The sequence below is a fragment of the Actinacidiphila sp. bgisy145 genome (assembly GCF_057708125.1).
This window is the reverse complement of sequence record NZ_JBYIRL010000011.1, coordinates 40,546-55,109: the sequence shown is the minus strand read 5'-3', so window position 1 is coordinate 55,109 and position 14,564 is coordinate 40,546. Positions and strand designations below refer to the sequence as shown.

11 protein-coding genes and 1 tRNA gene are annotated in these 14,564 nt (G+C 72.9%); 10 read left to right on the top strand and 2 right to left on the bottom strand.

Going from position 1 to position 14,564, the window contains the following annotated elements:
- Nucleotides 1-89: 89 nt before the first annotated feature.
- The 7 genes from AC3ERT_RS12330 (at nucleotide 90) to galK (ending at nucleotide 9,453) form a co-directional block, all read left to right on the top strand.
- Nucleotides 90-998: a 4-(cytidine 5'-diphospho)-2-C-methyl-D-erythritol kinase gene (locus tag AC3ERT_RS12330; protein ID WP_435174064.1), complete on the top strand. Its 909-nt coding sequence runs from the start codon at nucleotides 90-92 to the stop codon at nucleotides 996-998.
- A gap of 176 nt (nucleotides 999-1,174) precedes the next feature.
- Complete coding sequence (locus tag AC3ERT_RS12325; RefSeq protein ID WP_435131202.1) at nucleotides 1,175-3,040, top strand: ABC-F family ATP-binding cassette domain-containing protein; 1,866 nt, start codon at nucleotides 1,175-1,177, stop codon at nucleotides 3,038-3,040.
- A 283-nt stretch (nucleotides 3,041-3,323) separates the two neighbouring features.
- Nucleotides 3,324-5,090, top strand: coding sequence for an outer membrane protein assembly factor BamB family protein (locus tag AC3ERT_RS12320; RefSeq protein WP_435173982.1), 1,767 nt, complete (start codon nucleotides 3,324-3,326; stop codon nucleotides 5,088-5,090).
- 164 nt (nucleotides 5,091-5,254) lie between these two features.
- The gene (locus tag AC3ERT_RS12315; RefSeq protein WP_335971014.1) at nucleotides 5,255-5,932 is read left to right on the top strand and encodes a helix-turn-helix transcriptional regulator; all 678 of its coding nucleotides are present in this window, start codon (nucleotides 5,255-5,257) and stop codon (nucleotides 5,930-5,932) included.
- A gap of 328 nt (nucleotides 5,933-6,260) precedes the next feature.
- Nucleotides 6,261-7,304 carry a galactose-1-phosphate uridylyltransferase gene (gene galT / locus AC3ERT_RS12310; RefSeq protein WP_435173980.1) on the top strand — a complete coding sequence of 348 codons (1,044 nt, stop codon included), beginning with the start codon at nucleotides 6,261-6,263 and terminating at the stop codon, nucleotides 7,302-7,304.
- Nucleotides 7,301-8,299, top strand: coding sequence for a UDP-glucose 4-epimerase GalE (gene galE / locus AC3ERT_RS12305; protein ID WP_435173978.1), 999 nt, complete (start codon nucleotides 7,301-7,303; stop codon nucleotides 8,297-8,299). The genes galT and galE overlap by 4 nt, the downstream gene beginning before the upstream one ends.
- Nucleotides 8,296-9,453, top strand: a complete 1,158-nt coding sequence (gene galK, locus AC3ERT_RS12300; RefSeq protein ID WP_335971018.1) for a galactokinase — start codon at nucleotides 8,296-8,298, stop codon at nucleotides 9,451-9,453. The genes galE and galK overlap by 4 nt, the downstream gene beginning before the upstream one ends.
- A gap of 181 nt (nucleotides 9,454-9,634) precedes the next feature.
- On the opposite strand, the gene AC3ERT_RS12295 is transcribed toward galK, so the two are convergent.
- On the bottom strand, nucleotides 9,635-10,315 hold the full coding sequence (locus tag AC3ERT_RS12295; RefSeq protein ID WP_435131195.1) for a TetR/AcrR family transcriptional regulator: 681 nt from the start codon (nucleotides 10,313-10,315) through the stop codon (nucleotides 9,635-9,637).
- Between the two features lie 7 nt (nucleotides 10,316-10,322).
- Nucleotides 10,323-11,327 (bottom strand): acyl-CoA desaturase, encoded by a 1,005-nt coding sequence (locus AC3ERT_RS12290; protein WP_335971020.1) that lies wholly within the window; start codon nucleotides 11,325-11,327, stop codon nucleotides 10,323-10,325.
- A gap of 290 nt (nucleotides 11,328-11,617) precedes the next feature.
- On the opposite strand from AC3ERT_RS12290, the gene AC3ERT_RS12285 reads away from it, so the two are divergent.
- The 3 genes from AC3ERT_RS12285 to AC3ERT_RS12275 all read left to right on the top strand — a co-directional run bounded on the left by AC3ERT_RS12285 (nucleotide 11,618) and on the right by AC3ERT_RS12275 (nucleotide 14,355).
- A tRNA-Gln gene (locus AC3ERT_RS12285) sits at nucleotides 11,618-11,689 on the top strand.
- A 79-nt stretch (nucleotides 11,690-11,768) separates the two neighbouring features.
- Nucleotides 11,769-13,232 (top strand): bifunctional UDP-N-acetylglucosamine diphosphorylase/glucosamine-1-phosphate N-acetyltransferase GlmU, encoded by a 1,464-nt coding sequence (gene glmU / locus AC3ERT_RS12280; RefSeq protein ID WP_335971022.1) that lies wholly within the window; start codon nucleotides 11,769-11,771, stop codon nucleotides 13,230-13,232.
- A 145-nt stretch (nucleotides 13,233-13,377) separates the two neighbouring features.
- The gene (locus AC3ERT_RS12275; protein ID WP_335971024.1) at nucleotides 13,378-14,355 is read left to right on the top strand and encodes a ribose-phosphate diphosphokinase; all 978 of its coding nucleotides are present in this window, start codon (nucleotides 13,378-13,380) and stop codon (nucleotides 14,353-14,355) included.
- Nucleotides 14,356-14,564 lie beyond the last annotated feature (209 nt).

Here is a 14,564-nt window from a genome sequence, read left to right as displayed (position 1 = left end):
GCCCCGCGCCCCCGGACCTGCCCCGGACCCGACCCGACCCGCCCCGCCCGACGCGAACTTCGAATGTCGTACGAACCGAGGAGAATCTGATCGTGACCGCCGTGACCGTCCGTGTGCCCGCCAAGGTCAACGTGCAGCTCGCCGTCGGCGGGCGGCGGCCGGACGGCTTCCATGACCTGGCGAACGTGTTCCTCGCGGTGGGCCTGTACGACGAGGTGACCGCGGCGCCCGCGGACGGGCTGACGGTCACCGCGCAGGGGCGGGACGTCGAGGGCATCCCGCTGGACCGTACGAACCTCGCCGCGCGGGCCGCGATCGCGCTCGCCGAACTCCACGGCATCGAGCCGGACGTCCATCTGCACATCGCCAAGGACATCCCGGTGGCCGGGGGGATGGCCGGGGGCAGCGCCGACGGGGCGGGCGCGCTGCTGGCCTGCGACGCGCTGTGGGGGCTGGACACGCCGACCCCGCAGCTGCTGCGGATCGCGGGGGAGCTCGGCAGCGACGTGCCGTTCCCGCTGCTCGGCGGCGCCGCGCTCGGGGTCGGGCGCGGGGAGCGGCTGACCGCGCTGGAGGTCAGCGGTACGTTCCACTGGGTGTTCGCGCTGGCCGACGGCGGGCTGTCGACGCCCGAGGTGTACCGGGAGTGTGACCGGCTGCGCCGGGCGGGCGGCAGCGGGGATCTGGCCGGCGAGGTGGCCGAGCCCGCCGCGGACCCGGCGCTCGTGGCCGCGCTGGCCGCGGGGGACCCGCATGCGCTCGCCCGGGTGCTGGTCAACGACCTCCAGGACGCGGCGCTGTCCCTGCGTCCGGCACTGGCCGACACGATCGCCGCAGGGCGCGGGGCCGGGGCGCTGGCCGGGATCGTCTCCGGGTCCGGGCCGACCGTGGCCTTCCTCGCCGCGGACGAGGCGGGCGCGGTGAAGATCGCCGACGCGCTCGGCACGTCCGCGCGGGTCGCCGCCGCTCCGGCTCCGGGCGCCACCGTCCTCCCGTGACCGGCCCGGGGGCATGCCCCTCACCCGCATTACCCTTGACCCCGCTGTCCCCGCACCCATAGACCCCCGCATCCCCCGCCTCTGAGCCCCCCGCACCCACAGACCCCCCGTAACCCCCGCCTCTCACCGCCCCGCACCCATAGACCCCCCGTACCGTCCCCAAGGAAGAGCCGTCCGTGGCCGTCAACCTCGTCAATGTCGAAAGCGTCAGCAAGACCTACGGGACGCGCATGCTGCTCGAAGGGGTGTCGCTCGGGGTCTCCGAGGGGGACCGGATCGGGGTGGTCGGCCGCAATGGCGACGGGAAGACGACGCTGGTGCGCATGCTGGCGCGCCTGGAGGACCCGGACTCGGGGCGCGTGACGCAGCAGGGCGGCCTGCGGCTGGGCGTGCTCACGCAGAACGACTCGCTGGACCCGGCCGCGACCGTGCGCCAGGAGATCGTCGGGGACCGCCCGGACCACGACTGGGCCGGGGACGCGCGGATCAGGGACGTGCTCACCGGACTGTTCGGCGCGCTGGACCTGCCCGGCTTCCAGGACGGCCTGGACACCGTGATCGGCCCGCTGTCCGGCGGCGAGCGGCGCCGGATCGCCCTGGCGAAGCTGCTCATCGGCGAGCAGGACCTGATCGTCCTCGACGAGCCCACCAACCACCTGGACGTGGAGGGCATCGCGTGGCTCGCCGGCCACCTGCGGGCCCGCCGCGCCGCACTGGTCTGCGTCACCCACGACCGCTGGTTCCTGGACCAGGTCTGCACCCGGATGTGGGACGTGCAGCGCGGCAGCGTCTACGAGTACGAGGGCGGCTACAGCGACTACGTGTTCGCGCGCGCCGAGCGGGAGCGGATCGCCGCGACCGAGGAGGCCAAGCGGCAGAACCTGATGCGCAAGGAGCTGGCGTGGCTGCGCCGCGGCGCCCCCGCGCGCACCTCCAAGCCGCGGTTCAGGATCGAGGCGGCCAACGCGCTGATCGAGGACGTGCCGCCGCCGCGCGACAGCGCCGAGCTGATGCGGTTCGCCAACTCCCGGCTCGGCAAGACCGTGTTCGAGCTGGAGGACGCGACGATCACCGCGGGCCCCAAGACGCTGCTGGAGCACATCACCTGGCAGCTCGGTCCGGGCGACCGGATCGGCCTGGTCGGGGTGAACGGCGCGGGCAAGACCTCGCTGCTGCGCGCCCTTGCCGAGGCGGCGGCCAGCGACGGTGAGCGGCAGCCGGCCCGCGGCCGGGTCGTGGTGGGCCGCACCGTCAAACTCGCCTACCTCTCCCAGGAGGTGGCCGAACTCGACCCCGCGCAGCGGGTGCTGCAGTCGGTGGAGTCGGTACGGCAGCGGGTCGACCTCGGCAAGGGCCGGGAGATGACCGCGGGCCAGCTGTGCGAGCGGTTCGGCTTCGGCAAGGAGAAGCAGTGGACGCCGGTCGGCGACCTGTCCGGCGGTGAACGGCGCCGGCTGCAGATCCTGCGGCTGCTGATGGACGAGCCGAACGTGCTCTTCCTCGACGAGCCGACCAACGACCTCGACATCGAGACGCTGACCCAGCTGGAGGACCTGCTCGACGGCTGGCCCGGCTCGATGCTGGTGATCAGCCACGACCGGTACTTCCTGGAGCGCACCACCGACCGGGTGTTCGCGCTGCTCGGCGACCGTACGCTGCGGATGCTGCCGCGCGGTGTGGACGAGTACCTGGAGCGTCGGCAGGCCCTGCTGGCGGCCGCGGCGCCGCCGCCAGCCGGGCAGAAGCAGGCGAACCGGCCCTCGGGCGGCGCCGGTTCGGCGCCGGGTGCCGCCGCCGGTTCCGGCGCGGCCGCCGGTGCGGGCGCCACCGCCCGCGACACCCGCGCGGCGAAGAAGGAACTCCAGCGCGTGGAGCGGCGGTTGGACAAGGTCGGCGAGCGCGAGGGCGAACTGCACGCCCAGATCGCCGAGCACGCCACCGACTTCGAGAAGGTCGCCGCGCTCGACGCGGAACTGCGCGCGCTGCGCGAGGAGCGGGAGGACCTGGAGACGCGCTGGCTGGAGCTGGCCGAGGACGCGTAGCCGGGCGCGCGGGGTGCCCGGGAGCGGGCCGGAGTTGCCGCATCGGTGGGGGACGTGTAGCGGGCTGATAACGGAACAGCGGCGGCCCGCGGCGTCAAGTGGGCCGGGTGATAGAAAGAGTTTCCGCTCCTCCGAAGCGCATTCGCCCGAAGTGCGTCCGCCCGGACCGCGGCCGTCGCCGCCGTGTCCGTTCGGACCGCACCGGAGCGGATGGCCCGCGCTTCGCGCCCCGCACGCCCGCAGCCCGCACGCCCTTTCGCCCGGCCCGAAGAAGGACCTGCTGATGTCGCAGCCGCCCCCGCCCCCCGGCAACCCGCCCCCGTACGGGAGTTCCGGCGGGGCAGTGCCGCCGCCCCCTTCGCAGCCGGACAACCCCTACGCGTCGCCGCCGCCCCCGGGCCAGAACCCGTACGCGGCGCCGACCCAGCCCGCGTTCCCCCAGCAGCAGGCGCCTCAACCCCCGCCCCCGCCGCCCCCGGCGGCGCCCGCCCCGGGCTACGGCTACCCCGGCCCGCCGCCGCAGCAGCCCGCCGCCGGCCAGGGCTACGGCCAGCCCGGCTACGGCCAGCAGCCCCCGCCCGGCCAGCCCGGTTACGGCCAGCAGCCCCCGCCGGGCCCGTACGGCTACCCGCAGCAGGCCCCGCCGCCGCAGTACGGCCAGCAGCCCTACGGCGGGCAGCCCCCGTACGGCATGCAGCCGGGCGGGCCCGGCACCGGCGGGTCGAAGAACAAGCTGTTCGTCATCGTGGCGGCCGTGGTGGCCGCGGTGCTGGTGATCGGCGGCGGCGTGTACCTCGCGACCAGGGGCGGCGGCAAGGACAACCCGGACCCGCAGGCCAGTTCCAGCGGCCCCAGCGGCGGTCCGACCACCGCGGCGCACAAGTCCGAACTGGACTTCAAGTGGGACAAGGACGCCGACACCGTCGCGGAGAAGGACAACCTCAAGGACTCGCTGGGCATCTGGTTCACCGACAAGTACGTGGTGAAGAACCAGATCGGCAAGGTGGTCGGCTACGACGCCACCACCGGCGCCCAGGCGTGGACGATCCCCGCGGCGGGCGGCTCGGACTGCACCGCGGCGCGTGACTCCTACCAGGACATGACCGCCATCCAGTACGGCGCCAAGTGCGACAAGATCATGGCGATCGACCTGGCCACCGGCAAGTCGCTGTGGACGGCGACGCTGCCCGGCACCACCTCGACGTTCACCTACGCCGAGATGGCCGTCAGCGGCGACGCGGTCGGCATCACCTGGGGCGAGGGCTCCGTCGGCTACAAGCTCAGCGACCAGACGAAGCTGTGGCAGGCCGGCGACGGCGACAGCGGCGACAACTGCCGCGACTCCGGGTACGCCGGCGGCGCGCAGTTCGTCGCGGTCCTGGACTGCGACTACGACGCCGCGTACAAGGTGCAGGTCGTCGACCCGGCCAAGTCCGGTGCCCCGAAGTGGACCTGGAACGCGCCCGACGGGCTGCGGGTGAGCGCGGTCGTCTCCACCGACCCGGTGGTGGTGCTGCTCGGCACCGAGGACACCACCTACACCGACGTGGCCTCGCTCGTCGACGGCAAGCTCCAGTCGCGGGTCTCGCTCGGCACGAAGAAGTACCACGTCGACGACGACGGCATCGAGGTGCAGTCCGTGCACAACGTGCTCGTCGACAAGGACACCGTCTACCTGACGCTCGACGGCGCCACCTCCGGCTCCGGCAACGTGCTCAGCGGCATCGCGGCGTTCAACCTGTCGGACGGCAAGCAGAAGTGGGTCGCCAAGCCGACCGGCAACTACGACATCACCGGCATCGGCTTCCAGGACGGCAAGGTCCTCGGCTACGAGGAGCCGCAGTACGACAAGGCGGGCCGGCTGGTCACCCTCGACCCGTCGAGCGGCGCGATCAGCACCTACGCCACGCTCGGCAGCGACGCCTACCAGCGGCTGGAGTCCGTCGGCGACTCCCGCTACCTGGTGTGGCACGACGGCGTCCTCTACCTCGCCTCGAAGACCGTCTACGCCGGCGAGTCCGGCCAGAAATACCTGGTGACGTACAGCTGACCGACGCGCGCCCGGCTCGTCCGGGCGCGCCGGCCGACCGGGTGTTCCCGCGGCGGCCCGTGCTTCCGCACCACGGGGTGCGGTTGGGACCGGCCCGGTCGCGGTATGGACTGGGGACCGGTACCGGCGGCCGTGGGGGCCGCGGGGGATGGGGGAGACCCGAGATGGGTGTACGGCTCGTCGTGGTCGACGACCACCGGCTGCTGGCCGAGGCGCTGGCCTCGGCGCTGAGGCTGCGCGGGCACCGCGTGCTGGCCGCCGCGGCGCCGGCCGCGGGCGCTGCCGACCTGGTGCTCAGCAGGACGCCCGAGGTCTGCCTGTTCGGCACCGCGGCGCCCGCGGAGCCGGGCGCCTTCGACACGGTCGCGCGGATCAAGCGGGAGCGGCCGACGGTGGCCGTGGTGGTGCTGGGCCCGGTGCCCGACCCGCGCGGCATCGCCGCGGCCTTCGCCGCCGGCGCGTCCGGCTACGTCCGGCACGACGAGCGGATCGAGGGCGTCGAGCGGGCCATGGCCAAGGCCAGGACCGGCGAGGTGGCGGTGGCGCAGCAGCTGCTCCAGGGCGCGTTCGCCGAACTGCTCAACCCGGCCCGGCAGCCCGACGACGAGGGCGCCCGGCTGCTGGAGATGCTCACCCCGCGCGAGGTCGAGGTGCTGGTGCGCGTCGCCGAGGGCGAGGACACCCGGGTGATCGCGGCGGGCATGCGGATCGCGCCGAGCACCGCCCGCACGCATGTGCAGCGGGTGCTGATGAAGCTGGGCGTGGGCTCCCGGCTGGAGGCGGCGGCGCTGGCGGCGCGGACCGGGCTGCTGGAGCGCGCGGCGGACGACCCCGCGCGTTGAGCGCGCCCGGCGCCTGAGCACCGGCGCCCGCAGCTCCCGTACCCGAAAGGCCCGCACGCAGAACGCCCGCGCAGCCCGTCACGCCCGGAAACCCGTACGGACCGGCGCCGAACGCCCCCTGCCCGTCGGTCGTTTCGCCGTTTTGCGTCGTGATCTGTTCGGCTTTGTTTGGTTGTGCCCCGCGGTGCCCCGCCCCGAGCCCACGCGCCCATGAAGACGAACCTGTGTGAGTTCATCGGCCCCTGGCATTGACTGTGCTGTTGTGTTGTGATTCATTGTGTTCGGTTCTGTTGGAAGCGTTGAGTGATCGTGGCAAGAGGTGCCGTAGGTGAAGAAGACGTCGACCAGGCTCGCGGACGGCCGTGAGCTGATCTATTACGACTCGACCGACGCCGTGGTCCGCGACGCCGTCGACCACCGCCCGCTCGACCCGGTGGCCACCACCTCCGAGACCCGGTTCGACCGGCTGCTCGGCGACACCGTGGCCATCGCCTCGCACCGGCAGGGCCGCACGTACCACCCGCCGGCCGACCAGTGCCCGCTGTGCCCCTCGCGCGAGGGACGGCAGACCGAGATCCCCGACACCGACTACGAGGTCGCGGTCTTCGAGAACCGCTTCCCGTCGCTCGCCGGCGACAAGGGCCGCTGCGAGGTGGTGTGCTTCACCTCCGACCACGACTCGTCGTTCTCCAAGCTCACCCCCGAGGCCGCCCGCCTGGTGCTCGACGCGTGGACCGACCGCACCAGCGACCTGTCCCAGCACCCCGGCGTCGAGCAGGTCTTCCCGTTCGAGAACCGCGGCGAGGAGATAGGCGTCACCCTCGCCCACCCGCACGGGCAGATCTACGGCTACCCGTCCGTCACCCCGCGCACCGCGCTCATGCTGCGCTCGCTGGCCGAGCACCGCGCCGAGACCGGCCGCAACCTCTTCGACGACGTGCTCGCCGACGAGCGGGCCGACGGCAGCCGGATCGTGCTGGCCGGCGAGCACTGGACGGCCTTCGTCCCCTACGCGGCGCACTGGCCGTACGAGGTGCACCTCTACCCCAACCGCCGGGTGCCGGACCTGCTCGGCCTCGAGGAGGACGCGCGCGCGGAGTTCCCGTACGTGTACCTGGAGCTGCTGCGCCGCTTCGACCGGATCTTCGGCCCCGACCAGCCGCCCACCCCGTACATCGCCGGCTGGCACCAGGCGCCGTTCAGCGCGCCCGACCGCCGGGAGTTCGCGCTCCACCTGGAGCTTTTCACCATCCGGCGGACTTCGGGCAAGCTGAAGTTCCTGGCGGGCTCCGAGTCCGGCATGAGCGCGTTCGTCAACGACGTGCCGCCGGAGGCCGCGGCCCAGCGACTGCGAGAGGTGGCCACCAAGTGACCGAATCCACCGGGACCCCGCGCCCCAAGAAGCTGCTGGTCACCGGAGGCGCCGGCTACGTCGGCGGGGTCGTGGGCGCCTACCTGCTCGACGCCGGCCACCAGGTGACGGTGCTGGACGACCTGTCCACCGGCGTACGCGAGGGCGTGCCGCAGGGCGCGGAGTTCGTCGAGGGCCGCATCCAGGACGCGGGCAAGGTGCTCGACGGCTCCTTTGACGCGGTGCTGCACTTCGCCGCCTCCTCCCAGGTCGGCGAGTCCGTCGCCAACCCGGAGAAGTACTGGCGCAACAACGTGGCCGGCACCCTCGAACTGCTCGCCGCCATGCGCACCGCCGGGGTCCGCAAGCTCGTCTTCTCCTCCACCGCCGCCACCTACGGCGAGCCGCAGACGGTGCCGATCACCGAGGACGCGCCGACCGCCCCGACCAACCCCTACGGCGCCACCAAGCTCGCCGTCGACCACATGATCACCGGCGAGTGCGCCGCCCACGGGCTGTCAGCGGTCTCGCTGCGGTACTTCAACGTGGCCGGCGCCTACGGCCGGCAGGGCGAGCGCCACGACCCCGAGTCGCACCTCATCCCGCTGGTGCTCCAGGTCGCCCAGGGCCGCCGCGAGTCCGTCGCCATCTACGGCGAGGACTACCCGACGCCCGACGGCACCTGCCTGCGCGACTACATCCACGTCGCCGACCTCGCCGAGGCCCACCTGCTGGCGCTGGACAAGGCACCGGCCGGCGAGCACCTGATCTGCAACCTCGGCAACGGCAACGGGTTCTCCGTCCGCGAGGTCATCGAGACCGTCCGCCAGGTCACCGGCCACCCGATCCCGGCCGTCTCGCAGCCGCGCCGCCCCGGCGACCCGGCGGTGCTGGTCGCCTCGGCCGACCGCGCCCGCGAGCGCCTGGGCTGGCAGCCGAGCCGCGCCGACCTGGCCGGCATCGTCCGCGACGCATGGAACTTCGCTCAATCGCTCGGGGAGGGCGACATACGATGACCGACTCCGCACTGCCGGACGCCGCCGCGTTCGAGGCCGCGTTCAAGGACACCTTCGGGCGCGCCCCCGAAGGCGGGTGGGCGGCGCCCGGCCGGGTCAACCTGATCGGCGAGCACACCGACTACAACGACGGCCTCGCCATGCCGTTCGCGCTGCCGCACATCACCCGCGCCGCGGTCGCCCGCCGCGACGACGGCCTGCTGCGGCTGCGCTCGGCGGACATGGAGGACGGCGTCGTCGAACTCGCCGTCGCCGACCTCGCCCCCGGCACCACCCCCGGCTGGGTCCGCTACCCGGCCGCCGTGCTGTGGTCGCTGCGCCAGGCCGGCCACGACGTCGGCGGCGCCGACCTGCTCTACGACAGCAACGTCCCGGTCGGCGGCGGCCTGTCCTCCTCCGCGGCGCTCCAGGTCGTCACCGCCCTGGCGCTCACCGAACTGCACGGGGTGCGGGGCATGTCCCGGCAGGACCTGGCGCTGCTGTGCCAGTCCTCGGAGAACACCTACGTGGGCGCGCCCGTCGGCGTGATGGACCAGACCGCCTCGGCCTGCTGCACCGACGGCCACGCGCTCCACCTGGATGTGCGCGGCCTCGGCCAGCGGCAGGTGCCGCTGGACCTGGCCGCCGCGGGCCTGGCCATGGTGGCGGTGGACACGCGCGTCAAGCACGCGCACGCCGACGGCGCCTACGGCGAGCGCCGCGCCGGGTGCGAGGCCGCCGCCGCGGCGCTCGGCCTGCCCGCGCTGCGCGACGTGCCCTTCGAGGGCCTGGCCGACGCGCTCGCGGCGCTGCCCGACGACCGGCTGCGCCGGCTGACCCGGCACGTGGTCACCGAGAACCAGCGGGTCGAGGAGGTGCTCGCGCTGTGCGACGCCGGCCGGGTGCGCGAGATCGGCCCGGTGCTCACCGCCGGCCATGTCTCGCTGCGCGACGACTTCCAGGTCTCCTGCCCGGAACTCGACCTCGTGGTGGACACCGCGCTGGCCGCGGGCGCGCTCGGCGCCCGGATGACCGGCGGCGGCTTCGGCGGCTCGGCGATCGTGCTGCTCGAAGCGGGCGACCTGGAGCGGGTCACCGACGCGGTGGCGGCGGCGCTCCCGCAGTCGCGGCACTTCGCCATCTCCCCGTCGGCGGGGGCCCGCCGCCTCTGGTAGCGGGGGGAGCTCGGGGGAACGCGCGGAACCCGGGGAAGCGCGGGGAACCCGGGAACACAGAGCACCCGGGAACACAGAGCACGCGGGACACGCCCTGACACGTGGACCGCGCACACGGGCGGGCGGCACCGTCGGCTGACGGCGCCGCCCGCCCGTGCGCGCCGCCCGGACCGGCGGGCGGTCAGCTCTTGCGGTGGCCGATCAGCCGCGGCCGCTGCTCCAGGCCGGACAGGCCGTTCCAGCTGAGGTTCACCAGGTGTGCGGCCACCTCGGCCTTCGGCGGGCGGCGCGCGTCCAGCCACCACTGGCCGGTCAGCGCGACCATGCCGACCAGGGCCTGCGCGTACAGCGGGGCGAGGCTGGGGTCGAAGCCGCGCTGGTCGAACTCCTGGCCGAGGATGTCCTCCACCTGCGTGGCGATGTCGCTGATCAGGGAGGCGAAGGTGCCGGTGGACTGCGCGACGGGGGAGTCCCGGACCAGCACCCGGAACCCGTCGGTGTGCTGCTCGATGTAGTCGAGCAGGGCGAACGCGGCCTGTTCCAGGAGTTCGCGGGGGTGCCCGCCGGTGAGGGCGCCGGTCACCATGTCGAGCAGGCGGCGCATCTCGCGGTCGACCACGACCGCGTACAGCCCCTCCTTGCCGCCGAAGTGCTCGTAGACGACCGGCTTGGAGACCCCCGCCTGGTGCGCGATCTCCTCCACCGAGGTGCCCTCGTACCCCCGTTCGGCGAAGAGCGTCCGACCCACGCTGAGGAGCTGCTCGCGCCGCTCCTTCGCGGTCATCCGCACCCGCCGGGCGCGCCGTGCCCCCGCCGCCGCACCCGGGTGCCGGGCCGTTCTTCCGTCCTCGCCGTCGCTCACCTGGTCATCATGCCGCTGCGTCGACGTCCTGGCGGTCCGGCTCCTGGCGGCGGGCGGCGATCCGGGCGGCGTCCGGCCATCGGACGTCGGAGGCCCAGCCGGCGAGCTCGAACCACCGGATCAGCCGGGCGCTGGAGTCGACCTGGCCGCGCAGCACGCCGTGCCGGGCGGAGGTGGGGTCGGCGTGGTGCAGGTTGTGCCACGACTCGCCGCAGGACAGCACGGCCAGCCACCACACGTTGCCCGAGCGGTCGCGGGACTTGAACGGGCGCTTGCCGACCGCGTGGCAGATGGAGTTGATCGACCAGGTGACGTGGTGCAGCAGAGCCACCCGGACGAGTGACCCCCAGAAGAACGCGGTGAACGCGCCGTACCACGACATGGTGGCCAGCCCGCCGACCAGCGGCGGCAGCAGCAGCGAGATCGCCGTCCACAGCCAGAAGTCGCGGGAGATCCGGCGGATCGCCGGGTCCTTGATCAGGTCGGGCGCGTACTTCTGCTGCGGGGTCTGCTCCTCGTCGAAGAGCCAGCCCATGTGCGCCCACCACAGGCCCTTGAGCAGCGCGGGGACGGTCTCGCCGTACCGCCACGGGCTGTGTGGGTCGCCCTCGGCGTCGCTGAACCTGTGGTGTCGGCGGTGGTCGGCGACCCAGCGCACGATCGGGCCCTCGACGGCCATCGAGCCGGCGATGGCCAGCGCCACCTTCAGCGGGCGCTTGGCCTTGAACGAGCCGTGGGTGAAGTGCCGGTGGAAGCCGATGGTGATGCCGTGGCAGCCGAGGAAGTACATGACGACCATCAGCCCGACGTCCAGCCAGCTCATCCCCCGTCCCCACGCCAGGGGGACCGCCGCGGCGAGCGCCACGAAGGGGATGCAGATGAAGAGCAGCAGGGTGATCTGCTCGATGGACCGCTTGCTCTCGCCGCCGCGGGTGGCACTGGGCAGCGGCGATCCCTGTCCTGCGGGCCCGGGTTCCCGGGCCTCGGTGATCACGTCCGTCTGTGTGGTCATATGCGTCCCTTGTGCAGAGGAGGGGGACTGAAAGGGGCTGGTGGGAGAGGTTGTCGGAAAGTCGCTTGCACGGCGCGGGGGCCGCGTGCCGCACAACCTACGCCGCCGTAAGTATTGCAGCGGCGCCCGGCGGGCGACAGGACCGGTCGGGTAAGGGTTACCTTCCCTCGCGGGGTCCTGAGAATGGATCTTTACCCCACAACGGCGTCGCGTCCACCCCGTGTCGTACGGCATGATGGGTGCGGTACGGCCCGGTGGGCCCCGACTGCGGGGCTGCCGCGTCGAGTTGATCCGCCGTGGTGTAATTGGCAGCACTGGGGCTTTTGGTGCCTTAAGTCCGGGTTCGAGTCCTGGCGGCGGAGCGGATCGGGAGAAGTCCCCCACCCCTCGGTAAGCTGCGGTTGTCCGCCACCCGAAGCCCACAAGCCGAGGAGTCTCCGCGTGAGCCCCAACCGCCCGGCTGCCGTCGTCATCCTCGCCGCGGGTGAGGGCACCCGCATGAAGTCGGCCACCCCCAAGATCCTGCACTCGATCTGCGGCCGTTCGCTGATCGGGCACGCCGTCGCCGCGGCCCGCGCGCTGGACCCCGAGCACCTGGTGGTCGTCGTCGGCCACGGGCGCGAGCAGGTCACCGCGCACCTCGCCGAGCAGGACCCGCAGGCGCTGACCGCCGTGCAGGAGGAGCAGCTCGGCACCGGCCACGCGGTGCGCGTGGGCCTGGCCGAACTCACCCGCGGCGGCGGCGCCGTGGACGGCACCGTGGTGGTGACCTACGGCGACGTGCCGCTGCTGACCGCCGAGACGCTGGCCGACTTCACCGCCGCGCACCGCGCCGAGGGCAACGCCGTCACCGTGCTGACCGCCCAGGTGCCCGACCCGACCGGCTACGGGCGGATCGTGCGCGGCTCGGACGGCCAGGTCACCGCGATCGTCGAGCAGAAGGACGCCACCGAGGCGCTGCGCACGGTCAAGGAGATCAACTCCGGTGTGTACGCCTACGACGGGCGGCTGCTCGCGGAGGCGCTGGGCAAGCTCACCACCGACAACGCGCAGGGTGAGGAATACCTCACCGACACCCTGGCGATCCTGCGCGACGCCGGCCACCGGGTCGGCGCCTACGTCGCCGCGGACCACCACGAGATCGCCGGGGTCAACGACCGGGTGCAGCTCGCGCGGGCCCGCCGGGCGCTCAACGACCGCCTGCTGGAGGCGGCCATGCGCGCCGGGGCCACCGTCGTGGACCCCGCCAGCACCTGGATCGACGTCACCGTCACCCTGGAGCCCGACGCGCTGGTGCACCCCAACACGCAGCTGCTGGGCGCCACCAGCATCGCGGCGGGCGCCGAGGTCGGCCCGGAGTGCACGCTCACCGACACGTCGGTGGGGCCGGGTGCGAGGGTCACCCACGCGGTCGCCGACCACGCCGAGATCGGCGCCGGGGCGTCCGTCGGCCCGTACGCCTACCTGCGGCCGGGCGCGAAGCTGGGCGCGAAGGCCAAGGCGGGCACGTACGTCGAGATGAAGAACGCCTCCATCGGCGAGGGCACCAAGGTGCCGCACCTGAGCTACGTGGGCGATGCGACCATCGGCGACCACACCAACATCGGCGCCGCCACCGTCTTCGTGAACTACGACGGCGAGCACAAGCACCACACCGTCATCGGCAGTTACTGCAAGACCGGCGCGGACAACATGTTCGTCGCCCCCCGGGTGATCGGCGACGGCGTCTACACCGCGGCCGGCTCGGTGATCACCAAGGACGTGCCCTCCGGTTCGCTGGCCGTCGCCCGCGGCCAGCAGCGCAACATCGAGGGCTGGGTGGCCCGCAAGCGCCCTGGCAGTGCCGCTGCGCAGGCGGCCGAACGCGCACAGCAGCAGGGCGAGGAGCCCGGCGCACAGGACTGAGTGAGGGTCGTCTCATCGGCCGGACGTGAGGTGCACAGGTGCGCCGGATGGGGCGTACCGTGTGTGGTGCACACAATTCCGCCAGCCCGTCCGACACTGGGCGGCGCTGTGCCGAACACCAGTCGAACACCAAGGAGACGGTGCAGTGACCGGGATCAAGACGACCGGTGAGAAGAAGCTGATGCTCTTCTCCGGCCGCGCCCACCCCGATCTGGCGGAGGCGGTGGCACACGAGCTGGGGGTCGAGCTCGTGCCCACCCGGGCTTTCGACTTCGCCAACGGCGAGATCTACGTGCGGTTCGAGGAGTCGGCCCGCGGCGCCGACTGCTTCCTGATGCAGAGCCACACCAGCCCGATCAACCAGTGGATCATGGAGCAGCTCATCATGGTGGACGCGCTCAAGCGCGCCTCCGCCCGGAGCATCACCGTGATCGTGCCCTTCTACGGTTACGCCCGGCAGGACAAGAAGCACCGCGGCCGCGAGCCGATCTCGGCCCGGCTGATGGCCGACCTGTTCAAGACCGCGGGCGCCGAGCGCATCCTCACCGTGGACCTGCACACCGACCAGATCCAGGGCTTCTTCGACGGCCCGGTGGACCACATGATGGCGCTGCCGGTGCTGGCGGACTACGTCGGCGCGAAGGTCGACCGCGCCAAGCTCACCGTGGTCTCCCCGGACGCCGGCCGGGTGCGGGTCGCCGACCGCTGGTGCGACCGGCTGGGCGCGCCGCTGGCGATCGTGCACAAGCGCCGCGACCCGGACGTCGCCAACCAGGTGAAGGTCCACGAGGTGGTCGGCGACGTCAAGGGCCGGGTGTGTGTGCTGGTCGACGACATGATCGACACCGGCGGCACCATCTGCGCCGCCGCGGACGCGCTGTTCGCCAACGGCGCGGAGGACGTCATCGTCACCGCCACGCACGGGGTGCTGTCCGGTCCGGCCGCGGACCGGCTGAAGAACTCCAAGGTCAGCGAGTTCATCTTCACCGACACGCTGCCGACGCCGGCGGAGACCGACCTCGACAAGATCACCGTGCTGTCGATGGCGCCGACTATCGCCAACGCGGTGCGCGAGGTCTTCGAGGACGGCTCGGTCACCAAGCTCTTCGAGGACGCGCACTAGTCCGTCGCCGCTGCACAGCGTCGTCCCGCCTGCCGGGCGCCCGCGGATTTCGCTCCGGGCCCTTCCCACCGTTACGCTGTCGAGGTTGCTCGGCGAGGGAAGGGCCCGGACGCATGTCCGCCGCACCTCCGTTATCGACGCGCTCCTCGTGCAGGATCGGCCCGTCGCGGCCGGGCGACCGTACTGCCCGCCCTTACGAGGAGCTGATT